This window comes from Clostridium beijerinckii (assembly GCF_018223745.1).
Lineage (GTDB): Bacteria > Bacillota > Clostridia > Clostridiales > Clostridiaceae > Clostridium > Clostridium beijerinckii.
The window spans coordinates 3,261,615-3,287,447 of record NZ_CP073653.1 but is presented as its reverse complement, the minus strand read 5'-3'; the positions used below and the strand labels follow the sequence as shown (position 1 = coordinate 3,287,447).

The 25,833-nt window shown below is 32.4% G+C and carries 18 protein-coding genes and 1 pseudogene; 15 read left to right on the top strand and 4 right to left on the bottom strand.

Annotated elements, in window-relative coordinates; genetic code table 11:
• The first annotated feature begins 262 nt into the window (after positions 1-262).
• The 5 genes from KEC93_RS14735 to KEC93_RS14715 all read left to right on the top strand — a co-directional run bounded on the left by KEC93_RS14735 (position 263) and on the right by KEC93_RS14715 (position 6,787).
• Complete coding sequence (locus KEC93_RS14735) at positions 263-1,171, top strand: carbohydrate ABC transporter permease (RefSeq protein ID WP_023975408.1); 909 nt, start codon at positions 263-265, stop codon at positions 1,169-1,171.
• Complete coding sequence (locus tag KEC93_RS14730; protein ID WP_077869065.1) at positions 1,171-2,016, top strand: carbohydrate ABC transporter permease; 846 nt, start codon at positions 1,171-1,173, stop codon at positions 2,014-2,016. The genes KEC93_RS14735 and KEC93_RS14730 overlap by 1 nt, the downstream gene beginning before the upstream one ends.
• 39 nt (positions 2,017-2,055) lie before the next feature.
• Positions 2,056-4,083, top strand: coding sequence for a glycoside hydrolase family 31 protein (locus KEC93_RS14725; RefSeq protein WP_077869066.1), 2,028 nt, complete (start codon positions 2,056-2,058; stop codon positions 4,081-4,083).
• Positions 4,084-4,285: 202 nt separating this feature from the next.
• Positions 4,286-4,990 (top strand): transporter substrate-binding domain-containing protein, encoded by a 705-nt coding sequence (locus KEC93_RS14720; protein WP_238893100.1) that lies wholly within the window; start codon positions 4,286-4,288, stop codon positions 4,988-4,990.
• Positions 4,991-5,407: 417 nt separating this feature from the next.
• Positions 5,408-6,787, top strand: coding sequence for an amino acid permease (locus tag KEC93_RS14715; RefSeq protein ID WP_039768779.1), 1,380 nt, complete (start codon positions 5,408-5,410; stop codon positions 6,785-6,787).
• A gap of 84 nt (positions 6,788-6,871) precedes the next feature.
• Here KEC93_RS14715 and KEC93_RS14710 read toward each other — a convergent pair.
• Positions 6,872-7,452, bottom strand: a pseudogene (locus KEC93_RS14710) (nitroreductase family protein).
• 418 nt (positions 7,453-7,870) lie between these two features.
• Between KEC93_RS14710 and KEC93_RS14705 the strand changes: the two are divergent.
• From KEC93_RS14705 to KEC93_RS14685, 5 genes are all read left to right on the top strand, one after another.
• Positions 7,871-8,656: an electron transfer flavoprotein subunit beta/FixA family protein gene (locus KEC93_RS14705; protein ID WP_012059087.1), complete on the top strand. Its 786-nt coding sequence runs from the start codon at positions 7,871-7,873 to the stop codon at positions 8,654-8,656.
• Between the two features lie 19 nt (positions 8,657-8,675).
• On the top strand, positions 8,676-9,614 hold the full coding sequence (locus KEC93_RS14700; protein WP_039768777.1) for an electron transfer flavoprotein subunit alpha/FixB family protein: 939 nt from the start codon (positions 8,676-8,678) through the stop codon (positions 9,612-9,614).
• A gap of 301 nt (positions 9,615-9,915) precedes the next feature.
• Positions 9,916-11,451: an L-lactate permease gene (locus KEC93_RS14695; protein WP_038457654.1), complete on the top strand. Its 1,536-nt coding sequence runs from the start codon at positions 9,916-9,918 to the stop codon at positions 11,449-11,451.
• A gap of 204 nt (positions 11,452-11,655) precedes the next feature.
• Positions 11,656-13,083 (top strand): D-lactate dehydrogenase, encoded by a 1,428-nt coding sequence (locus tag KEC93_RS14690; protein WP_012059084.1) that lies wholly within the window; start codon positions 11,656-11,658, stop codon positions 13,081-13,083.
• Positions 13,084-13,169: 86 nt separating this feature from the next.
• On the top strand, positions 13,170-14,309 hold the full coding sequence (locus KEC93_RS14685) for an acyl-CoA dehydrogenase (protein ID WP_012059083.1): 1,140 nt from the start codon (positions 13,170-13,172) through the stop codon (positions 14,307-14,309).
• An 863-nt stretch (positions 14,310-15,172) separates the two neighbouring features.
• On the opposite strand, the gene KEC93_RS14680 is transcribed toward KEC93_RS14685, so the two are convergent.
• On the bottom strand, positions 15,173-15,820 hold the full coding sequence (locus tag KEC93_RS14680) for a lactate utilization protein (protein WP_023975401.1): 648 nt from the start codon (positions 15,818-15,820) through the stop codon (positions 15,173-15,175).
• Between the two features lie 212 nt (positions 15,821-16,032).
• On the opposite strand from KEC93_RS14680, the gene KEC93_RS14675 reads away from it, so the two are divergent.
• Positions 16,033-16,245 (top strand): hypothetical protein, encoded by a 213-nt coding sequence (locus tag KEC93_RS14675; RefSeq protein ID WP_017212936.1) that lies wholly within the window; start codon positions 16,033-16,035, stop codon positions 16,243-16,245.
• A 619-nt stretch (positions 16,246-16,864) separates the two neighbouring features.
• Positions 16,865-17,974 carry an aldo/keto reductase gene (locus tag KEC93_RS14670; protein ID WP_077869067.1) on the top strand — a complete coding sequence of 370 codons (1,110 nt, stop codon included), beginning with the start codon at positions 16,865-16,867 and terminating at the stop codon, positions 17,972-17,974.
• Between the two features lie 122 nt (positions 17,975-18,096).
• Here KEC93_RS14670 and KEC93_RS14665 read toward each other — a convergent pair whose 3' ends face one another.
• Positions 18,097-18,987, bottom strand: a complete 891-nt coding sequence (locus KEC93_RS14665; RefSeq protein WP_077869068.1) for an SDR family oxidoreductase — start codon at positions 18,985-18,987, stop codon at positions 18,097-18,099.
• A gap of 626 nt (positions 18,988-19,613) precedes the next feature.
• Here KEC93_RS14665 and KEC93_RS14660 point away from each other — a divergent pair.
• Complete coding sequence (locus tag KEC93_RS14660; protein ID WP_077869818.1) at positions 19,614-20,483, top strand: Tim44 domain-containing protein; 870 nt, start codon at positions 19,614-19,616, stop codon at positions 20,481-20,483.
• A 139-nt stretch (positions 20,484-20,622) separates the two neighbouring features.
• Here the strand turns inward: KEC93_RS14660 and KEC93_RS14655 are convergent, their stop codons facing one another.
• The gene (locus tag KEC93_RS14655; protein WP_077869819.1) at positions 20,623-21,186 is read right to left on the bottom strand and encodes a TetR/AcrR family transcriptional regulator; all 564 of its coding nucleotides are present in this window, start codon (positions 21,184-21,186) and stop codon (positions 20,623-20,625) included.
• Positions 21,187-21,467: 281 nt separating this feature from the next.
• Between KEC93_RS14655 and KEC93_RS14650 the strand changes: the two genes are divergently transcribed.
• Positions 21,468-22,445, top strand: coding sequence for an efflux RND transporter periplasmic adaptor subunit (locus tag KEC93_RS14650; RefSeq protein ID WP_242960342.1), 978 nt, complete (start codon positions 21,468-21,470; stop codon positions 22,443-22,445).
• The gene (locus KEC93_RS14645; protein WP_077869821.1) at positions 22,445-25,570 is read left to right on the top strand and encodes an efflux RND transporter permease subunit; all 3,126 of its coding nucleotides are present in this window, start codon (positions 22,445-22,447) and stop codon (positions 25,568-25,570) included. Before KEC93_RS14650 ends, KEC93_RS14645 begins: the two co-directional genes overlap by 1 nt.
• Positions 25,571-25,833: the final 263 nt, after the last annotated feature.

Sequence of the window (25,833 nt, the reverse complement as noted above, 5' to 3'; positions counted from 1 at the left end):
TAGTGTAAATCTCACTTATAGTTGGGGTATCTATATATAGATAAGCAATTTAAGAATTAGATTTGTTAGATGAATATATGTATAGAGTTGCTAAAACTTTAAGTTCATATCTTCACTAGAAATCATAAATATTTTTCTGGTATATCAATATATTCTAAGTGTAAGTCAAATTCTTTATATTGGAAATCTATAAAAAATCTAAAGGTGCCTAAAACTTAGTGAAGGAGACCTTTAAATTGAAGCAAGGTAGGTGAAAATAATTTTGAAAAATAAATATAGCAGTGAATTTATTAAGGAAGAAAGAAAAGGGTACATATTTGTGCTCCCAGCACTAATATTTATGCTGGCTTTTGTGGGATATCCGATTATATATAATTTTATTTTAAGTCTTCGTGATGTAAATGTAACGACTTTTAGTCAGCCTGTTAAACCATTTGTTGGTATTGAAAACTATATTGAAGTGTTTAAAGACCCAGCAATGCCAATAAGTATTTGGAATACTTTAGTTTTCACTATTGGAAGTATATCAATTCAATTTATTATAGGACTCGGACTAGCTTTGCTTTTCAATTTAAAATTTAAGCTTTCAGAACCTCTTAGAGGGCTTATGGTAGTCAGTTATCTTGTACCGATGACAGTAACTGCATTATTGTTCAAATTTATGTATAGTACAAGCGGAGGTATAATAAACGAATTACTTATGAAATTTCATCTAATATCACAGCCAATAGGATGGATTATAGACAGTAAAACCTCAATGTTTTCAGTTATATTAACAAACTCATGGGTTGGAATTCCGTTTAATATGTTGTTATTAACAACTGGGTTAAGTAATATTCCGTATGATTTATATGAGGCAGCTAAAGTTGATGGGGCTAATGTGATTCAGAGATTCTTTAAAATAACTCTGCCATCATTAAGACCAGCGATTTTATCTGTATTAGTTCTTGGATTTATTTATACATTTAAAGTTTTTGATTTAGTATTTGTTATGACAAATGGAGGTCCAGTTAATAGTACTGAACTAATGTCAACTTTTGCATATAAACTTTCATTTACGCAATTTTCATTTAGTAAAGGGGCCACTGTTGCCAATGTATTATTTGCTATTTTATTCTGCGTAAGTTTAGGATACCTCAAATTGATAAAGGAAGATGAGGTGATTGGATAATGAAGAAGGTTATTCTTAAGGATAAACAAAAAAATATAATATTATGCTGTGTATCAATTTGCATAGCTTGTATTATGCTTTTTCCAATATATTGGATTATAGTAAGTTCATTTAAAACCAATGCTGAAATCTTTGCATCACCTCCAACTTTTATACCTAAAGATTTTACATTAAGTAGTTATACAGACCAATTTACAGGAAAGAGCAGCATAATAGTAACACTAGGTAATAGCTGCAAGGTTGCATTCGCTTCAATGATCTTAGCATGTGTATTGGCTATTCCAGCTGCATATGGCTTGGCAAGATTTAGGATGAGAGGGAAAAAGGTATTTATATTGATCTTCTTAGTAACCCAGATGCTCCCAGTAGCACTATTACTTACACCAATGTTTTTAGTTTATAAAAATTTACATCTATTAGATACTCTTTGGGCTCCAATTTTATCAGATGCAACAATATCTGTTCCTTTTGTAGTTCTTATTCTTAGAACTTATTTTCTTGCTTTACCAAAAGAACTTGAAGATTCAGCAAAGATTGATGGATGCAATACATTTACGGCATTTACAAAAATAATGCTTCCAATATCTTATCCAGGGCTTATAATGACAGGAGCATTTTCCTTCTTATATGCTTGGGGAGATTTAGCTTATTCACTAACATTTTTAACCAGCCCTGAAAAGAGAACTATGACAGCTAGTATATATAATTTCATGGGCAAGTATGGAATACAGTGGAATTCCATAATGGCTTATGGAGTGCTTTTGGTTTTGACTGTTGTTTTAATATTTATATTCCTTCAAAAATATATAATTGGAGGATTGACAAATGGTGCTGTTAAAGGCTAAGCATGAATTTAATTATTTAAAGATTGGAGAGTTCATATTATGGAATCTAATAAGGAAATTAATTTAGATGATAGTGTTTTTGAAGCTTACGGAAGTGTATTAATTCGCAAATATGACTGTGAAACGTTACGAATTGAGCCTTGGGGAAAAAAAAGTTTACGTATACGTAGCACTAAGCAAGCAGAATTTATATATAATGATTGGGCCTTATTGCCACAAGAAAATTGTGAAATTAAGATTAAGATTGAAAATAATGAAGCATATATAGAGAATGGAAAAATTCGTGCAAGGATTGATAAGGAAGGAAAAATTACATTTTATAACGCTAAAGACGATGTTCTTTTAGAGGAGTATGTAAGAAATAGGAAAAATGTAAATAGATTTTGTAGTGCCTTAGAGATAGAAGCACGTGAATTTAAGCCTATTCTTGGTGGAGATTATACTTTAACTATGAGATTTGAATCAAATCCAAAGGAAAAGTTATTTGGAATGGGGCAATATCAGCAGCCAAATTTGGATTTAAAAAACTGCGTACTTGAACTTGCACATAGAAATTCTCAGGCTAGTGTTCCATTTGTATTATCCAGTTTAGGATATGGAATGCTATGGAATAACCCAGCCATTGGAAAAGTTACTTTTGGAAAAAATATTACAGAGTGGGTAGCGAATTCTACTAAGCAATTAGATTATTTTATAACAGCAGGTGATACTCCAGCCGAAATAGAAGAAGCTTATGCAAAAGCAACTGGAACAGTGCCAATGATGCCGGATTATGCTATGGGTTTTTGGCAATGTAAATTGAGATACCAAACTCAAGAAGAGTTATTAAGAGTTGCTCGTGAATATAAGAAAAGGAACCTTCCAATTTCAGTTATAGTGGTTGACTTTTTTCATTGGCCAAAACAAGGAGAGTGGAAATTTGATTTAGATTATTGGCCTGATCCTGATGCTATGATTAAAGAACTTAAAGAAATGGGCATTGAATTAATGGTTTCTATCTGGCCAACCGTAGATAAGACAAGCGAAAATTATGATAAGATGCTTAAAAAAGGTTATTTAGTAAGAGTTGATAGGGGAATTAGAACAACTATGGACTTTTTAGGAGATACTGTTTTTTATGATCCAACAAATCCAGAGGCTCGTGACTTTGTATGGAAAACTGCTAAGAAAAACTACTATGATAAAGGCATAAAAATATTTTGGCTTGATGAAGCTGAACCAGAATACTCGATTTACGACTTCGAGAATTATAGGTATCACTTAGGTCCAAATGTACAAATAGGTAATATATATCCTGCTATGTATGCAAAAACGTTTTTTGATGGCATGAAGAAAGAAGGCAAGGGAAATATAATTAATCTTCTTAGATGTGCATGGGCAGGAAGTCAACGTTATGGAGCACTTGTGTGGTCTGGAGACATTGATTCTAGTTTTGAATCTTTAAGAAATCAATTTGCAGCAGGTCTTAACATGGGAATTGCAGGTATACCATGGTGGACAACTGATATAGGAGGATTCCATGGTGGAAATCCAGATGATCCAGACTTTAGAGAATGCATAATTAGGTGGTTTGAATATGGAGCATTTTGTCCTGTATTTAGGTTACATGGCGATCGTGAACCACATTCAAAGCCACTTGGAACTAGCGGTGGAGGACTATGTGCAAGCGGTGCAGCTAATGAAGTATGGAGCTATGGTGACGAAGCATATGAAATATTTAAGAAATATATGTTTATCCGGGAAAGGATGAAACCTTATATTACTAAAATCATGAAGCAAGCACATGATAAGGGAACTCCAGTTATAAGGCCGTTATTTTATGACTTCTCAGAAGATGAGATTTGTTGGGATATTACAGATGAGTATATGTTTGGACCAAATGTTCTTGTTGCACCAGTACTCCATAAAGGAGATAGGTCAAGAAAAATATATTTACCAAAAGGTGCAAATTGGAAAGATGTAAATTCAGGGAAGATATTTAGCGGCGGACAAGTAATAGACTATAGTGCCCCATTAGAAATAATACCGTTATTCCTTAGGGATGAAGCAGAAGTTTCAATTATTTAATGAGAAAGATAAGTAATAAGAGTTTATGCTAAGTAAACTCTTATTTTTGTTTAAAAAACGAATTCTATGTTTAAAATTTGCTATTTTATAACAAAATAGTAATAGTACATTAAACATAGAGGTTTCATTTTATTTGATACATCTTGTAGTATATGACTCAATAGTATTTTATAAATTTAAATGACATTTAAAGGAGGGCAACATGAAGAAATTATCGAAAAAAGTATTAATTTTGATTACTATTATAAATTTTTTTGGAATGATTTTTGAAGGCAGTGCTGGAAGATATGATAGTAGAGCTATAGTAACCAATGTATCAGAACAAAAGGATAGATTACAGTTGATAAAAGAAAAAGGAGAGATAACTGTTGCTTCACCACAAAATGATGTTTCATATTTTTATATAGATCCAAGTACAAAAAAGTTAGACAGAACTGAGGCTGATATAATAACCGAAATTGGAAGCAGACTTGGAATTAGTAAAATTGAAACCAGGAACTCACCATTTGTAAATTTATTAGATAAATTAAATACTGATGACAGTATAGATATCGCGTCAGGTGGAATATTTATAACTCCGGAACGGGAAAAGATAGTAGCCTTCACACAGCCAATATACAAAGCCACAGAAGCTGTTGTAGTTCCAACATTTTCAAATATAAATTTTAAAAGCGATCTAAAAAACGCAGTAGTTGGAGTTGAAAAGGGCACAGTATATGAGAGCATGGGTGAAAGATGGAAAAATGATAAAATAATAAAGGATATAACAATCTTTGAAAATTCAACTGAATTATTGGATGCTATATATAAAAGAAAGATAGATGCAGGGTTCGATAAATTAAATTTGGGGGACATATGTATTTTTTTTCGTAATAAATGGTTAAATGAAAGTATTATGACAAAATAATATTTATATTTATATAAATTTGCTATAAAAAGCAAGAAAACATTGCAACTTTGTCAAAAGTGTATTAGTATTTAACAGTGAAAATTAAATTTTTAGAGGAATATATTGGGGAAATAATAGCTACAAAAATTCGCATGATTATAAAATACTTAGAACAAAATCGCAGGCGACTGTGGTTAAGTTCCGTATTGTGCTTCGCACTCTTTTCATATGTGTAGATTTTTTCACGCATCTGCCTTTTCGAACGTATGTGAGAAAAATTTGGCAGGCGAATAAGATTCCTTTTTTATTAGTTTTAAAATATAAAAACTAATTAATCTACCTTTTTTAAGTTATCCACAGATTTTATTGGAATATAAATTTCTAAAGAATAAAAAAGCATTTATCTATGTGCTTTGATAAATATGGAGGAATAAAATGGATAAATCAACATCAGAAAATCAAAATTTATCGAGAGGGCTAAAAAATCGACATGTTCAATTACTTGCTATAGGAGGTGCAATTGGAACAGGACTATTCCTTGGTTCAGGAAGATCAATTCACTTAGCTGGTCCATCTATCTTATTTGCTTACATAATAACAGGAATAATATGCTTCTTTGTTATGCGTGCTCTCGGGGAATTATTACTATCGAATTTAAATTATCATTCATTTGTAGACTTTGTATATGATTATTTAGGGAACGGAGCAGCATTTATTACTGGATGGACATATTGGTTTTGCTGGATTTCAGTTGGAATGGCTGATTTGACTGCTGCGGGGTTATACATACAATACTGGCTTCCTAATATACCTCAATGGCTTCCAAGTCTTATTGTTCTTGTAATTTTACTAATTATGAATCTTACAGCAGTAAAATTATTTGGTGAAATGGAATTTTGGTTTGCTTTAATTAAAGTTGTTGCAATCTTAGCACTAATTGTAATTGGTATATTTATGATTATTACAGGATTTTCAACAGATGCTGGTGCATCTAGCTTTGCAAATCTTTGGAGCCACGGCGGGTTATTTCCAAATGGAATAAATGGTTTTATTCTTTCATTCCAAATGGTAGTGTTCGCTTTTGCTGGAATTGAATTGGTTGGCCTTACAGCTGGTGAAACCGAAAAACCAGAATATGTTATTCCAAAAGCTATTAACAATATTCCAATTAGAATTATTATTTTCTATATAGGCGCACTTATTGTTATTATGAGCATATATCCTTGGAACTCAATTAATCCAGATAAAAGTCCATTTGTTCAGGTGTTTGCAGCAGTAGGAATTGCAGCAGCAGCAAGTATTGTAAACTTCGTTGTATTAACATCAGCAGCATCTGCTTGTAATAGTGCTATCTTCAGTACAAGCCGTATGGTTTATTCGCTTGCTAAAGAAGAAAATGCACCTGAATCAATGAAAAAGCTGACTTCTAGTCAAGTACCTTCAAATGCTACAATGTTTTCAGCAATTGTCATTTTGATTTCAGTTATTTTAAATTTTGTTATGCCTGAAGGAGTATTTGTGCTTATAACAAGTATATCGACATTTTGTTTTATATATATTTGGGCAGTCATAGTTATTTGCCACATGAGATATCGCAAAACTAATCCTGAACTTGCTGCAAAGAGCAAATTCAAAATGCCACTTTATCCAATAATAAACTATATAATTCTAGCATTTTTTGCTTTCATTCTAGTTGTATTGGCACTTAATAATGAAACTCGTGTTGCTTTATTTGTAACACCTGTATGGTTTATAGTACTTGGTATTATTTACAATATACTTAAAGCAAAAAAGAAAAATGAAGAAAATACTTAGTAGCATTTATATATAGTTCTGAAATTTTAATAGAAAGAAAAAAGCTATCTTTTACAGGATAGCTTTTTTCAGTGTAATTATTAATTATTCTATAAAAGTAGCATCTAATGGATTTCTATCAACTAATCTATTATAACTATACTTTGAATATCCAACCATAACGGCACCTACGACTTTTTTATCTTTAGGAATATTGAATGATTTAAGCAGTGGTGAGTCTTCAATGGCTATGCAATGCTCGAAAATTCCAGCCCAGCATGATCCAAGTCCTAGGGAAGGGGCGAATAATTCAAGATAAGTTAACTTGACTATTACTTGCAGTAGGAGCCAATCTTGCAATATCAATTAATTTTGTCAATTTTTCTCTTGATACAGGTTCAGTTTTGTAATTTCTTATGGAACGGCGAGATCTTAAGAAATATTCTGCCTGCTTTTCGTTTAGTTTAGCAAAATCTTTTAAATCAATCTGATCTTCTAAAGGTGATTTTTTATTATCTATCGCACTATTAGGACATATAGCAGTGCAATGTCCACAGGGAAATACAATGATTGTTTTCAATTTCTTCTGGTCCATGTGAACCCATCTTTAGAAAAGCCACAGGACATTCTTTAATACATAATTCACATTTTATACATTTTGCTTCATTCACAGTAATAAGATTCATTTTATTCAAATTCAAAATCACCACATTTAAATAAATTATTTTGATTTTCCATTTCCATCACCAATATGCATATATCAAGAAATTTATTTATGCAAATTATCATTTAGTAATGATATGAATGCGCAGTAATCTTAGTTCTTGCAAGAAATATAGCTAATCAATCATGGTAATTTTATCATAATCCTAGGTTAATATAACCTAAAATATATTCATAAAAAAATTTTTATATTAGGGATTGAAATATCTGGTACCATGTGTTAGAATTTACTTGTGAATTGGTAAGACCAATTTACGATATCGTATACAAAAAATAAATTAGCGATAGTATTTATTTGATGGTGATTTTTACCACCAAGATACAGAATGGTTTTATCAAAAAACAATTTAGCAATTTAAAAGGATAAAGGAGAGGGAAAGTATGCAGATTCTGTTATGTGTAAAGCAGGTTCCAGATGATTCAATTGAAATCCATTTGGATAATGAAAAGAAAAAACCTAAATTAAATGGAGTCAGTTTGGTTGCAAATGCATTTGATACATATGCATTAGAGCTAGCGGTTCGTTTTACTGAGGCTCATGGAGGAAAAGTTAGTGTATTAACAGTTGGAGCAGATGATTCTTTAAACACATTAAAAAATTGCCTTGCTGTAGGAGCTAAAGAAGCATTTTTTGTAAAAGATGACTTATATGCAGATTTAGATGCTATGGGAACAGCTGATGTTTTGGCAGATGCTATTCATAAGATTGAAGCAGATAAAGGTGAAAAATTTGATTTGATTCTTTGTGGAAAAGAATCTACAGATGAAATTACTGGTCAAGTTGGAGCTATGCTCGCAGAAAAATTAAAGACAGGCTATGTCAGCAGCGCTATTGAAATCGATTTAAAAGATAATTCTATGGAAATTCATCAAGAAACTGAAGAAGGATATAATTTAGTTTCACTAGAATGTCCAGCTGTAGTAACAGTAAGCAAGCCAGATTATGATCCACGTTATCCTACTATAAAAAGTAAGATGGCAAGCCGTAAGGCAGTAATCCCAACTTATTCAGCAGCAGAAATTGGAGAGGTAAAACAAGCAAAAGTACGTTGCATAGAATATGTTGCACCTCCTAAGAAAGAGGCTGGTATCAAGATTCAAGAGAAGGATGCTACTTTAGCAGTAAGTGCTGTTATGGAGCAAATGAAAAAAGATAAGGCAATCTAATTAAGGAGGAAACGAAAGTATGAAAGCATTATTATTCATTGAAACAGATGGAGAAAAGGCATTAGGTGGAAGTATTGAACTTATTAACGCAGCAAAAGCATTAGATGCAGAAGGAACAGCTCTTGTAGTAGGAAATAAAGCTATTGCAGATACAATAGCAGCATTTGGAATTCCAGTTATTTTTACTGATACAGCTACAGATTGTGATACTTTGACAGAATTATTATCAGAAACTGTTAAGGAAGAAAATCCAGATATTGTTTTATTAGCTAATACAACACTTGCTAAAGATGTTGCACCACGTATTGCAGGTCGTATGAATTTGGGATGCGTAAGTGACGTAATAGGAATGAGTAAAGCTGATGATAAAGTTATATATACTAGACCAGCTTATGGCGGTACAATCTTAGAACATATTGAAGTAGAGGGAACAGCTGTAGTAACAGTTAGAAATGGAAGTTTCCCTAAGCCAGAAGCCACTTCAAATGCAGACGTTACAGAAAAGAAAATAGAAATTCCAGCTGATGCTATTAAGGCAAAAATTATTAATACAGTAAAAGAAATTTCTGAATCTGTTAATTTGGAAGAAGCTGAAGTTATTGTTTCTGGTGGACGTGGAATGGGAAGTGCAGAAAACTTCAAACTAGTTGAAGAATTAGCACGTGTACTTGGAGGCGTAGTAGGCGCAACAAGACCAGCAATTGAAGACGGTTGGATTTCTCGTGCACACCAAGTTGGACAATCAGGAAAAATCGTAGCACCAAAACTTTATATTGCATGCGGTATTTCTGGAGCAACACAGCATACATCAGGAATGACAGGTTCCAATTATATTGTGGCAATTAATAAAGATGAAGAAGCTCCAATCTTTGAAGTTGCTAACGTAGCAATTGTTGGAAATGTAAATGAAATCCTTCCAATTATGATTGAAGAAATGAAAAAAGCAAAAGCAGAATAAATACTTTTTCCAGATAAGATAAATGGTTATCCCACCAAAAAAGTTGGTTGGATAACCAAAAAAATAAATCTCAATTCACAAGAAAATGAAATTATGTATAAATTTCACACTTGTATACTTGGAGAATTGTTAAAAAACATAATTGAATAAGAGACGCAGCATATAAAAAACAACTAAATCCGAATATATGTAAAAATAGTATTGAATCAACAAGTGGGAAGCTATGTAATTAAGACCAAAATAGTAATAACAATTTTTAAAAGGTTATACCATTTAAAAATTGTATGAGGAGGATAAAAGAATGTTGTTTTTTAAATTCTTAATGGCGATATTACCTATCATTTGGCTTATAGTTGCACTCAGTGGATTAAAAATGCCAGGTTATAAAGCTTGCTCTATTGCACTTGTTCTTACAATGTTTTTAGCTATTTTTTTCTGGAAATTAAATGTGGTTTATACTGTGACAGGAGTATTTGAAGGAGTACTCAACGCATTGTGGCCAATCTGTTTAGTTATCGTTGCAGCTTTGTTTACGTATAATTTAATTTTACGTACAGGTGCAATGGATTTCATAAAGGAAATGTTGGCCGGAGTTTCTATGGATAAAAGGGTTTTAACATTAATTATTGGATGGGGATTCGGTAATTTCATGGAAGGAATGGCTGGGTTTGGAACAGCAGTTGCTATTCCAGCATCTATGCTTGCTGGTGTTGGATTAAATCCATTTTCAGCAGTTCTAGCATGTTTGGTTGCTAACAGTACACCAACAGCATTTGGTTCAGTAGGAATACCACTCGTGACACTTTCAGCAGTAACCGGAGTTGGATCAAACACATTGGCAGTAAATACAGTAATAATTGAAGGAATTCTTTGTTTTATAAGTCCATTTATTATGGTATGCATCGTAGGTGGAGGAATAAAGGCATTGAAGGGGGCATTTCTTGTTACATTAGTCGCTGCATTATCATTTACAGTACCTGCTTATATTACAGCAACAGCAGTTGGAGCAGAACTTCCAGATATAGTAGGATCTATCTGTTGTATGGTATGTACGGTTGTAGCAGCAAAAATCTTTAATAAAAAGCCTCAAGACGAGTATTGCATTCAAATTAACAAGAAAAAAGAAGAAACTGCTTTATCATTTGGTAAAGCAGTACAAGCATGGTGTCCATTTATCTTAATATTCGTAATGTTAATGGCTACATCAACATTATGTGCACCAGTTCATGATGCAATTGCAGTATTTAAAACTAGTACAAGCGTATATGCTGGTAAAGGTGGAAATACTCTAACTTTCAGCTGGATTAATACACCAGGTGTTATCATTCTTGTTGCAGCAGTCATTGGCGGTCTCGTTCAAGGCGCAAAAATATCAACAATACTTGATGTACTGCGTAGCACATTAAAAGCAAACTGGAAAACAATCGTTACAATTTGTGCAGTTATGTCAACAGCAAAGGTAATGGGGTATAGTGGAATGATTTCAGATATTGCAAGTCTTTTAGTTGTAGTAACTGGAGGAGCATACCCATTAATTTCTCCATTAATTGGAGCAATTGGAGGATTTGTAACTGGATCAGGTACATCAACCAGTGTTTTATTTGGAGGATTACAAGTACAAACCGCACAAAACCTTGGACTTTCTGGTGCATGGATGGCAGCAGCAAATACTCTTGGAGCAGGTATAGGAAAGATGATTTGCCCTCAAAGTATTGCAATTGGTGCAAGTGCAATTAATCAATCAGGTTCGGAAAGTAAAATTTTAAAAAGCGTATTTAAATACTTTGTGTGTTATGTAGTTATAGCTGGAATAGTATGTTTTGTTGGAACACTTTAAGGCAGTTGATATATATTACAGGTGACCGTTTAAAGTTTACCAGGAAAATTCAGTAGTTTTTAGAAAATTAAAGAACTTTATTCAAAAGCCTACATTTTATACCCTTAGGGTATAAAATGTAAACTGAATTAGTTCGGCGTAGTAATTTGCTAAAGAAAGATAAAGTGAATTTTACATCTAATATCTTAGAAAGGAATGAATATTATGGCTGAGTATAATCAATTGACAGAGGAGATAATCTCAAAATTACAGGAGGCAGCACCAGGGCATATTTTAACAGGAGCTGATATAAACGATGACTATAGTCACGATGAAATGCCTATCTACGGAAAAGTAGCTCCACAAGTTGTGTTTATGGCACATTCTACAGAAGAAGTTGCTGCAGTGGTAAAAATATGTAATGAAAATAAAATACCAGTAACTCCAAGAGGAGCAGGAACAGGACTTACAGGTGGAGCAGTTCCACTACTTGGAGGAGTTTTAATCGATATTACAAAAATGAACAAAATAATTTCTTATGATTTAGAAAACTTTGTTGTTAATGTAGAAGCTGGAGTTCTATTAAATGACCTTGCAGAGGATTGTTTAAAACAAGGATTATTATATGCTCCAGATCCAGGTGAAAAATTTGCATGCCTCGGTGGAAATGTTGCAACAAATGCTGGTGGAATGAGAGCCGTTAAATACGGTGCGACACGTGATTATGTACGTGCAATGACAGTTGTTCTTCCAACAGGAGAAATTACTAAATTTGGTGCTACAGTATCAAAAACAAGCTCAGGTTATAGCCTTTTAAATCTAATGATTGGTTCAGAAGGTACACTTGGAATTATTACAGAACTAACATTGAAAGTAATGCCAGCGCCAAAGGTAGTAGCAAGTTTAATTATTCCTTTTGAAAATTTAGATGATTGTATTTCTACTGTTCCAAAATTTAGAATGGAACACATGAATCCACAAGCGATAGAATTCATGGAAAGAGAAATTGTTTTATCTAGTGAAAGATATATTGGAAAGAGTGTATTCCCACAAGTAATTGATGGAGTTACTGCAAATGCTTATTTACTCGTTACTATAGATGCAGGTAATGAAGATGAATTAAATAATCTTATTGAGCAAGCAAGTGAAATAGTATTAGAAGCAGGAGCAATTGATGTTCTTGTAGCTGATACACCTGCAAAAATAAAGGATGCATGGGCAGCGCGTTCAAGTTTCTTAGAAGCTATTATGGCAGAAACAAAATTATTAGATGAATGTGATGTTGTAGTTCCAGTAAATAAAATCGCTCCTTATCTTGCTTTTGTAAATAAAACTGGTGAAGAGTGTGGATTAACTATTAAGAGTTTTGGACATGCAGGGGATGGAAATCTTCACATATACCAATGTAGTAACGATTTAGAAGAAGAAGAATTCAAGACAAGAGTTGACAAATTCTTTAAGATTATTTACGAAGAAGCAATCAAATGCGGTGGACTTGTTTCAGGCGAACATGGAATTGGTAGTGGAAAGATGGCTTATTTAGCTGATAGCGTTGGAGAAATAAATATGGAATTAATGAAAGGTATTAAGGAAGTATTCGATCCAAATTCTATTATGAATCCAGGTAAGGTATGTTGTCCGATAGAAAATTAAGCTCATAATTAAAAAATTTATATATATATTAACATCCCATGAAATAAAAAAGGAAAAGATGAAAAAAAGAAAGGTAGGAAATTAAAATGGATTTTAAACAAGATGAAAATCACCAACAATTACTAGAAATGTATCGTGAATTTGCAGAAAATGAGGTAAAACCAATTGCAAAAGAAATCGATGAAAGTATGCGATTTCCAGAAGAAAATGTAGCAAAAATGGCTGAAATGGGCTTGCTTGGAATTCCATTTCCTGAAGAATACGGCGGAGCTGGAATGGACACATTAAGTTATATACAATGTGTAGAAGAATTATCTAAATGTTGTGGAACAACAGGTGTTATAGTTTCAGCACATACAAGCCTTTGTGCAACACCAATTTACACATTTGGTACAGATGCTCAAAAAGAAAAATATTTAAAACCACTTGCTTCAGGTGAAAAATTAGGTGCCTTTGGATTAACTGAACCAGTAGCTGGAACTGATGCTTCAATGCAAAAGACAACAGCAGTATTAGATGGAGACAATTATATATTAAATGGAAGCAAAATCTTCATTACTAATGCAGGATATGCAGACACATATATTGTATTTGCTATGACAGATAAGAGTAAAGGAACAAAAGGTATTTCAGCATTTATCGTTGAAAAAGACTTCCCAGGATTTTCAGTTGGAAGCCATGAATTAAAGATGGGAATTCGTGCATCTTCTACATGTGAATTATTCTTTGATAACTGTATAGTTCCAAAGGAAAATCTTTTAGGAGAAGAAGGAAAAGGATTTGGTATTGCAATGGCAACTCTTGATGGAGGCCGTATTGGTATCGCTGCACAAGCTCTTGGTATTGCAGAAGGTGCAATAGAAGAAACTGTAAAATATGTTAAAGAACGTGTTCAATTTGGAAAATCTATTGCTCAATTCCAAAATACACAATTTGAACTTGCTCAAATGCGTGCAAATACAGAAGCTGCAAAACTTTTAGTATATCAAGCTGCATGTGCAAAAGATGATCATCAAAAATTCACACATTTAGCTGCTATGGCAAAATTATTTGCTGCTAGAAATGCTACAGATGTAACAAATCGTTGTTTACAATTATTTGGTGGTTATGGATACACAAGTGATTATCCAATTGAAAGAATGATGCGTGATGCTAAGATAACAGAAATCTATGAAGGAACATCAGAAGTTCAAATGATGGTACTTTCAGGATGGATGCTTAGATAATATCATAAAAAACTAGTTAAAATGCCCTCACATTAGGCACATGAGAAAATAATAAATCAACCTGCATACTGATTTATTATTTTCAGATTGTGAATTAAACCTATTTAAATAAACTATATGAAAAAGACTAATTAAAATGCCCTCACATTAGGCACATGAGAAAATAATAAATCAACCTGCATACTGATTTATTATTTTCAGATTGTGAATTAAACCTATTTAAATAAACTATATGAAAAAGACTAATTAAAATGCCCTCACATTAGGCACATGAGAAAATAATAAATCACCTGCATACTGATTTACTATTTTTGGATTGTGAATTAAACCTATTTAAATAAACTATATAAAGATAACAAGTTTTCTACAATTGTAGGGAACTTGTTATTTTTTATGCCTTTATATAGATAAGCTAACTGTAAACTTTCAACACTAATTTAAAATACAGACTAAAATATACATATAGTTCGAAGTACGACCACAGAATAATTGGAAAACATTATCGATTTCCGTATGCATAAAAAATTGTAACATAGTTAATAATTTCTTTAACAAAACAATTATCTATATCGTAACAAATAAATATTTTTGTAGCCACAAGGGTCATAATATGGAGAATGGAATTTGAAAATGAGCTGCTAAAGATATTTAGCTTATGGTTGTTACACTTTGACTTGTCACACCCAAGGCGGGAGCATGTTTAAGTGACCACAACCGTGAGTTCACTATCTTCAGCGATATTTTTATAGCCATTCCAAGCAAACATATTTATTGATCTCTAGAGAAATTTTAAAAGGAAACTCGACTTACATACGTTCGCTGAGTAAGCGATTCACACCGAATCACAGATTCGGGTTCTCTGCTTAAAAGCCAAGGTCTTCTCCAATTAGTATAACCTTTATCTTTTTTGCGGGCCTGCTAGTTCTTGTTGTTACCATTTGCGAACAAATACAATCTGGGCTTAGACAGTCTCCACAGCTGCCATTTATATAGCATGGAGTCTTCATATCTTGAAAATGCTGCATATTTGATGGTGCAGCAATTGTTCTAGCTCTTTGAATTGCATCATCAAGAGTTTTCACAACTTTATTCATTCCAGCTACAACTATGACGCTTTTAGGTCCAAAAATCATGGCTGCTACACGATTCCCATTTCCATCGATATTAAATAGCTGACCGTCTTCGCTTATAGCATTGCTGCTCATTAAAAATGTATCACATAAAAGTGCTTTTCTCATAAGTTCTGTTCGTTCTTCAGGACTCTTTCCAGTATCTCTATCTATAACTTGATAGCATTTTTCTTTTACAAGTTCTTTTATGCCAATTTCAGTTAAGGTTTCAGAGCCACCCCAAGACACAACATGGTTTTCTGGAATCAAATCCAAAATTTGCTGAACTGCTTCGTCCTTAGTCTTGCAATAAAAAGCATCAAAATGACGCTTTTTCAAAGCCTCAATTACCTTTGTGCTTAACTTATCATAACGTTTTATTAATAAAGATTGTCTTGTCATTTTAAAGGTCCCCCTTAATTCATATATTTTATTTTATTCCTTGCGGAGAAAGTTAAATTGATATTTCTATAATATATTTATAACATAATCAACCAGTTTATATAAGAGCGCACTTTTCTGTAACATAGTATAAAAAATGATACTAAAAGATAAGTGAATATAATAATTTATTAGGAATATAATTAAGTAATGAAATCAAAGGAGATATGGATTTGAAGCTTGATTTAGATAAAAAAGATTTAATTTCTTTAGTTAAAGGAACGGACCCAAATTTAAATGTAATGGAGCATCCTAAAATAAGTTGTTGTGGAAATTATAGAGTGCAAAATAGTAGATGGGATTGGAATCAACATGTTTTTGAAAAGTATACTGATGAAGAAATATATGAAATATATAAGATATGCAAAAATAGTTGGGGTGAATAGATATCCAAATTTAAAGCTAGATTTATGTGGTACTTACCGAAATCATAAATATTTTGTTCCGAAAAGCTATGAAAATATCACTTAAAATTCTAAGTTGTAGGTTTCACCACTTTAGCATGCTCCTACTTTCAGTATGACAAGCTAAAGTGGAACAACCAACAACTAAGAATATTAGCAGCTCATTTTCAAATGTTTTCTCCATATTATGACCCTTGTGGTTACAAATATATTTATGATTTCTAGTGAAGATATGAACTTAAAGTTTTGAAAACTTTATAAACATATTTATCTAATAAGTCAAATTCTTAAATTGGGTATCTATAAGCGTGGAGGAATACACCTCTAAATATAACGTTAAGTAAATAAGTAGGTTTTGATTCTTGGAAGTCTCTGAAAATGCGGCGTTAACTTCGCGTAAAATGAACTTAGTATTGCAATCAAGAAGTTACTTTTTCATTTTAGGGGGAGAGTGAAAAAATACTTGACTTAGAGTCCACTCAAAGTAGTAGAATTTAGTTTGTAATAAGAATTACTTAAATATTTAATTCAATTTATGAATGAGGGCATGAAAATTACAATTTAATTTACTATTTTAAAAGAGTTAAGGAGAAACGAAGAGATGGAGAAGAAAAAATTAGGATTTGGATTTATGCGTCTTCCGCTAAAAGATCAAGAAAATCAAGAAAGTATCGATTTTGAAATGTTAAATAAAATGGTAGATACTTTTTTGGAAAGGGGCTTTACTTATTTTGATACAGCGTATATGTATCATGCATTTAAGAGTGAAATTGCTTTGAGAGAATCTTTAGTAAAACGTCATAAGAGAGATAGTTTTACAGTAGCATCAAAACTACCAACTATGTTTTTGAAAAAAGAGGGAGATCAAGAAAGAATTTTTGACGAGCAATTAGAAAAATGCGGTGTGGATTATTTTGATTATTATCTCCTTCACAACTTAGGTGTATCAAATTATAAAAATGCTCAAAAGTTCGATAGCTTTGCATTTGTTCAAAAAAAGAAAGACGAAGGAAGAGTAAAAAATATGGGCTTTTCTTTTCATGATAATGCAGATTTATTAGATGAAATCTTAACTGCTCATCCAGAAGTAGATTTTGTTCAATTACAAATTAATTATATTGATTGGGACAATGAAAGTATTCAATCTAGAAAATGCTATGAAGTTGCAAGAAAACATAATAAGCAAGTTGTTGTTATGGAACCAATTAAAGGCGGGACTCTTGCAAATGTACCAGAAGAAGCAGAGAAATTGTTTAAAGAATACCATAAAGATATGTCTGTGCCATCATGGGCAATAAGATTTGTAGCAAGTCATGAAGGAATAATGATGGTATTAAGTGGAATGTCAAATATGGAACAACTTCTTGATAATACAAGTTATATGCAGGATTTTGTGCCTTTAAATGATGAAGAAAAAGAAATTATTAAAAAAGCTACAGATATTATTAATAGTAGCATTGCAGTTCCATGTACTGCATGTCAGTATTGTGTAGATGGATGTCCAAAGAATATTCAAATACCAAAATATTTCTCTCTATATAATAACTATAAACAATTTGGCCCTGGGATTTCACAGGTCTACTATAATAATTTAACTCAAGAGCATGGAAAGGCTTCTGATTGCATAGGATGTAAGCAATGTGAAGGACATTGTCCACAACATATAGAAATTACAAAATGCTTAAATGATGTAGCGGCTGTATTTGAATAAGAATTGGATTAAAATGAAATAAATTATTTAAGAGCTAAGCAAAAAACAATTTTAACTATTGTTTTTACTTGGCTCTTTATTTTATCTCTAATTGAGAGGATATTTAAAAAATATATAAAGAACTAAGCTCTATCAATGTCCTTAATTAGTCCTAAATGTTCTGGCTTCCATCCAAGTCTTTCTTGAGTTAAAGCATTGGATGCTGGAATATCTGCAGCAATAAGCTGTCCTAGAGCTCCAAAATGGTTAGTTGCCTCTTCTAGAGATATTGATTTGGTTGGTACACTAAGACGACGGCCGATAGCTTCTGCAATTTCGCGCATAGGTACACCTTCGTTAGCTACTGCATGAAATATTGATCCGGTTGATGCTTTTTCTAGTGCTAGTCTATAAAGTTTTGCAGCATCAAGTCTGTTAACAGCTGGCCAGCGGTTAAAGCCATCGCCTACATAAGCAGAGAAGCCTTTACTGCGAGCTATTTCAATAAGTATAGTAACCAAGCCATATTTTTCACCATCACCATATACTATTGGTGCAGGACGAACTACTGACACACGCACGCCTTTAGATGCTAGCGAAAGTGCCAATGCTTCTGAAGCCGCTCTAGGACCTGCGGTTAAACTCTCACTAGCTCTATCATCTTCAGTTACGACATCGCCAGGCTTGATGCCTGCAGTTCCAAATGTAACTACTAATGGTTTATTAGTTCCTGCAAGTGCAGAGCCTAGTGCTTCAATAGCATTACGATCAGTTTCGCAGCAAGCTTCAAAATCAGTAATAAAATTATCATGATCAAAGGCTGCATGAATTACTCCGTCTGATAAAGAAGCACCACTGCGAAGACTGTCAAGATCCTCCAAAGAGCCATGATGGGCGGTAGCTCCAATAGCAGTAAGTGATGCAGCTGATGCATCTGACCTAGTAAGTCCTATTACATTATGTCCTGCATCAAGTAATTCTTTAACGATTTTAGATCCTATAAATCCTGTAGCACCTGTAACAAAAATACGCATGTTAAATTCCACCTTTCAAGTTGAATATGTTATCATAGTTAAAAGTTGTGAGTTACAAAATATAAAATGTGTAACTTATATATGAATTATAACATTTAAGTTTACGAGTTACAAGTATCTTTATATGTAACTTGATAATGTAGGATATTTTCTTTTTCCAATAAAACTTTTTAACAATGAAAAAAATTAAAAAGTTACAAATAAAGAAATTTAACAATATAATAATTTATATTAAACAAGAACCATATTACTTTATAAAATGTAGTATATTGAGGCTATAAGAAATAATAGATTTTAAATGAATATACCCTATATTTGTTTAGCTATATACATAATATTGGAATTAATATTATAATTATTATATGAAAATAGTGTAATTGAGAATACTATAATGTGCTTACACAAATGTGAATTTGGAAGAAAAAATGGATGAGCTTTGTCTAGTATTTATATTGGGTTGCCCTCAATAACAAAACTATATGAATTTATTATATTTTGAGGATAAAAAACAGCTCAAGCAGAATTTTTAGAAGCTAATAAAAAATGAATTTTATTTTAATAAGAAGTTCCTTAATGAAGATAGTATTTTGGAATTTATAAACTTATATATATTCAGGGGGAATAATATGTGGGAAATATTTAAAGAGCCAAATAAGCGCAGTAAATATGTTAAGAAGATAGTTCAGATGTTAAATGACTCTGAGACTTTGTATTATTTAAATATGGCTACTGATAAGCGTAATAGATATGATAGAGAAGCTATGACGGATCTATTCTTTTTTAAGACTAAAATTCTTATTGTGATGATTACGTTAATAGCACTTTTAAATAAGTTAGGATTGCCTGATATTATTAAGGGGTATCATAATGGAGGAGAATTTCCAATAAAATCTGCTTTTTTAGTTGGTTTAAGTTTTGTAATAATTATTATTCATATTTTAAAGCTGGATGATTATTGCATTAATAATCTTATATACAATAACGAGATGAATAAGAAAAAGAAGAAAACAAATGAATTTATAAATACAATAAAGAAAGATCCTAAAAATATTTCTTATGCTTTTCTTAGAAGCACTGTAAAAGAAGCATTTTCTAAGGTAATTGAGTCATTGGAACGCATGAATTTTGAAATGTGCCAAAAATATATGAGTACCGAGTTTTATGATGGGCTGCAATCACAATGTAAAAGATACTCTTTTGAGAATATTGGAAGGATAATTGAAGAACTTGAATTTATAGAAGCAGAGCCAGTTGGACTTATTCATCATCATGATAGCTATAAAGATATAGTCTGGTTCGTCATTAAATATAATGCAAAGGATTATGTTGTAGATGAAACAGATGGAGAGATTCTCTTTGGAAACAATAAAGTTAAGGAGTTTGAACAATATTGGAAGTTTCAAAAAGCAGAGGAAAATACCTGGCTGCTAAGTGATGTGGTAGCAAAAGGAGAGCGTGATATAAAAAAATGCTTTAATATTATTGAAGAGTTTTAATTTTGGCTACAATTTTAACACTCTATGTTTAAGAATAGGAATGATCAATGTAAAGTCAAAACTGTGCATAGTTTCTTTAGAAGTAGAAGAAATTATGCATAGTTTATTAAGTTTAATGTTTTAGCTAAGTATGTATGGTTTATATTAATTTTTTATATTCAAATAGTACACCTTTTGTAACCATTGTCCAAAGTATATCGAACAATTCATCTATTTCGATTTCCTGATTTTCATACCAATGGATTATGGTTGATATTACTGCAGAAAAACAAAATTCACAAAGATATTCAGCGTGAATATTATCCTTAGGTAAGTTAAATGCATTAAAGGCAATTGGAACAATTGTCTTTTTTAGTTTTCCTTTAAATTTAGGATCACCATTTTCACTGAGCAAAATTTTCAAATGTTCACTTTTAGTAAAGAAATATAGATCAGAAGCTTTAGGTCTTAAACCTTTAATTAAGTGAGGAAACAATATTTTGCTTGCATTATCATGTATATAATGAAGTAAAATATTTTCTTCTTGCTCAAGTATATCACTTACACTTGTGAAATAAGCATAGAATGTACTTCGATTATAGCCGGCTACATCGGCTATTTCTTTTACTGTTATTTTATCTAATCTTTTCTTTTTTAAAATCTTCCAAAATGCATCTATAATATTTCTTTTTGTTTGTTCGGTAATTTCAGGTTGTTTATTCATACTATCGCCTTCTTTCCAACACTTGGGTTTATTTTGTTGATTGATGAAAGTTTCATATCAGTTATAATTTAATTATACAACACCGTGTTGTGTGATTAAAGATGTAATTTGATTGAAAGATTGAAGATGCAATCAAGAAAATTTAAAAGGGGTGCTTTACAATGAAAATTAAGATGATAAAAAAGTTTTTACTGGTTATCGGAATAGTGGCTATTTGTTTTTTTGTTTTTAAAGTAGTGAAAACAAATTCAAAGAAAGAAGAAACCGTTTTGCCACCTCCTGTGGTAAAAACTCTAACGATCTCAACATCCAATAAAGATTCAGAATATGTCTATTCAGGAGTAGTCCAACCTCACTATAAAAGTCAACTGGCATTCCAAGTAGGAGGAAAGATTATTAAAAAAAATGTGTCAGTTGGAGATAAGGTAGAACAAGGTGCAGTTCTCATGGAAGTTGATTCTAGAGATATTGAACAAGCAGTAAAAAATTCTGAAGCGGCAGTTTCACTAGCAGAAGCCAAATATAAACTGGCTGAAGATAATTTGAAACGATATGAGCCACTTTATCAATCTAAATTTATATCTCAGGCAGAATATGATAATTATGTGAATGCTGATGAAACAGCGAAGGATGCATTAGAACAGGCCAATGCATTGCATACTCAAAGTTTAAATCAACTGGATTATTGTAAATTATGTGCTGATAAATCTGGAGTAATCAGTGGTATTGATGCTGAAGAAGGACAAGTTGTCACACCTGGGCAGAAGATTATAACACTAGTTCAGAATAATCAATTAGAAGTAGAAATTAACGTTCCTGAAAATAGAATTGACCAATTAAAAAGTGCTAAAGAAATCAATATAAGCTTTTCGGCTTTATCAGATGTTAAATTGAAAGGCTCTTTAGGAGAAATTTCTCCAGTAGCTAATGATGCATCACGTACTTACAGAGTTAGAATAAATCTTATAGATCCACCTCCTAACATAAAAATAGGAATGTCTTCTAGTGTGTCTATTAACGAAAATAACTCATCAAGTCAAATATGGATGCCACTTGGAGCCGTATATCAGCCAGATTCATCTCCTGCTGTTTGGGTTGTTAAAGATAATGCAGTCACCCTGAAAAATATTACAGTAAAGGATTTCGGTAGTGATCAGGTTACAGTAAGTGATGGCTTAAGCGAAGGAGATGTAGTGGTGACAGCTGGCATTACCAAACTACGCGAAGGTCAGGACGTAAGAGTAGGGAGTGATAATTAATGAAGGGTTTCAATCTGACAGAGTGGTGTCTTAATAGAAAACAACTGGTTTATTTTTTAGCTATTACAATAATTGTGTCTGGGATTTTTGTTTATCCTAAACTTGGAAGAAATGAAGATCCTGAATTTACTATTCGTGAGATGTACATAACTGTCGTTTGGCCAGGTTCAACTGCAAGTCAGGTTGAAGAGCAGGTTACAGATAAAATAGAGAGAAGACTTCAAGATATATCTAATAAGGACTATATAAAAAGTTACTCTTTTCCTGGTAGATCAGTTATTTTCATTGATTTAAAAGATGACGTGGCTTCAGATAGAATTAGAGACACTTGGGTTGAAGTTCGTAATGACATTAATGATATGAAAGGTAGTTTACCATCAAATATAGTTGGCCCTAATTTCAATGATAGATATGATGACGTGTATGGTTGTGTTTATGCATTAACATCTGATGGCTATACTTATGAAGAAATGAGAGAAAAAGCAGAGAATATTCGTAGGACTTTATTAAATGTAAAAGATGTTAAAAAAGTTGACTTAATAGGTGTTCAAACAGAAAAAATATCTATTCAGATAGAAAATACTAAAATGGCGCAGCTTGGTATTAGTCCGAATACAATCAGCAGTGCTCTACAGACACAGAATTCTGTTATACCATCTGGAATGATTCAGACATCAACAGATAATGTTTATCTTAGAGTAAGTGGAATGTTTGATAATGTTGACAATATCTCAAACCTACCAATTAAAGCAGGTAATCAAACATTTCGTTTAGGAGATATAGCAAGTATTACACGAGGTTATTCAGATCCTCCAGATCCTAAAATGTTTTTTAATGGAAAGGAATCGATAGGAATCGCAGTTTCTATGGAGAAGGGAGGAAATGTTCTAAACTTAGGTGAAAATTTAGACAAAACACTAGATGAGATTAAAAACGATTTACCTCTGGGCTTAAATATAGATCAGGTAGCTAATCAGCCTGAGGCTGTTACAGATTCTATTAATGATTTCTTAGAAACTTTTGTTTTAGCGCTTGTTATTGTAATGATAGTAAGTTTTGTAAGCTTAGGTTTCAGGACAGGATTAGTAGTTGCAATATCAATTCCACTGGTTATTGCAGGAGTGTTTGTTGGAATGTACTTTTTAGGGATCCCACTTCACAAAGTATCACTTGGAGCTTTAATAATTGCACTGGGACTATTGGTTGATGATGCAATTATAGCAATTGAAATGATGTCAGTTAAACTTGAGGAAGGATGGGATAGGTTTAGAGCAGGTTGTTTCGCATTTACATCAACAGCTTTTCCTATGCTTACAGGTACATTGATCACTTGTTCTGCTTTTACACCAATAGGCTTTTCCAAGGGAAGTGCATCTGAATACACTGGAAGCGTGTTTACTGTAGTTACTATATCATTACTTTTCTCATGGGCTGTTTCAGTTTGCTTTGTTCCAGTATTAGGTTTTGATTTAATAAAGATTAAAAATAATGAAAATAAAAAATCTGATGTATATGACAGCAAGTTTTATAATAAATTTCGTGGCGTTTTAAATTGGTGCTTAAATCATAGAAAATTAGTAATAACAACAACACTAATATTGTTTTGTACTTCTGGTTATGCACTTTCACATTATGTTCAAAAAGAGTTCTTCCCAGCGGCAACAAGGCCTGAACTTTTAGTAGATATGACTTTACCACAAGGTTCATCAATTAGTGCAACTCAAGAAGCTGCAGATCGTCTATCAGAAGCTTTAAAAGGAAATAAAGACATCGTTAATTATTCTTATTATGTTGGAAGAGGTGCTCCACGATTTGTTTTATCTTTAGAGCCTGCATCGCAGAATAGCAATGTCGCACAGTTTGTTATATTGACGAAAGATATTGCATCAAGAGAAAGGGTAAATAAGAATGTTCAGCAATTGCTTGATAGCGGGTTTGAAAATATTCAAAGTCATATAAAGGTTATCCAAAATGGTCCTCCTAGTAATTATCCTGTCATGTTTCGTGTTACAGGTTATGATAATGACAAAGTACGTGAAATTGCAGGAAAAGTACGAGATGCTATGGCATCTAATCAGAAATTATACAATATTAATTTCGACTGGTTTGAAAAAACAAAAGCAATGTCTATTGAAGTGGAACAGGATAAAGCTAGGGCACTTGGTTTAGACAGTCAACAAATTTCACTATTCTTGCAAGGACAATTATCCGGCACTACAGCATCTCAATTTAGACAAGATGATAAGACTGTAGATATAATAGTTAAAATGGATTCAGTTAATATTAATGATCTTGGTTATATAAAGAATATAAATATTCCAATACCAAGCGGCGGTTTTATACCAATGGATCAAATTGCTAAAATAAATTATGATGCTGAAGATGGCTATATAGTAAGAAGAGATTTGAAACCCACTATAACAGTTCAAGCAGAAGTATTACCAGGCATAACAGGAAATGATGCAGAAACAAATATATACAATCAGCTTGAAGATTTACGAAAGACCCTCCCTTCAGGATACAGCATAGATATGGGGGGAGCTCTTGAAAGAAGTAATAAAGGATTAGCTCAGGTTAGAGATGTTGCTCCTATTATGATAGTTTTAATGGTAATTCTTTTGATGCTTCAACTCCAAAACGTACCAAAGATGATAATGACCTTACTTACAGCACCACTTGGAATAATTGGGGTAACATTAGCTTTACTTATGCTTAACAGTCCAATGGGGTTTGTCGTAGTGTTAGGTATTTTAGCACTAATGGGTATAATCATAAGAAATTCTGTCATCTTGGTTGATCAAATTGCAAATCATATTAAGACTGGAGAATCTATCCGTGAAGCCATTATAGATTCAACTATCTTAAGATTTAGGCCAATTATCTTAACTGCTGTAGCTGCAATTTTAGGGATGTTACCATTAATTAAAAATACTTTTTGGGGTCCTATGGCAGTGGCAATGAGTGGAGGACTATTTGTTGCAACTATCTTAACCTTGTTTGTACTTCCAGTTATTTATGCTTCTTGGTACAAAGTAGACAAAAAGCCTGAAAATGAAATTGTTCTAGAGAATAAAGAAGTAGAAATAAAGGAGGAGGAAATTATTAATGAAGGCGAGAATGAATAATTTGTGTTAAATATAGATATCCAAACTAAGACCTGAACTTATGTGTATGCCTCATCGAAATGAATAACATACTTTTGTTCCAGTTTCTAGGTAATTCTGATGGGTGATTCTAAGTCTATAAAGTTGCACCCAAAGTGCTAGCCTCAAAGAACAAGCTTTGAACTAGCACATTTGGAACAACTTATAGCCAAAGAATCACATCCATCAAAATTACCAATGAAACATTCCACAAAAGTATATTACCCATTTCTAGTTGGGATATA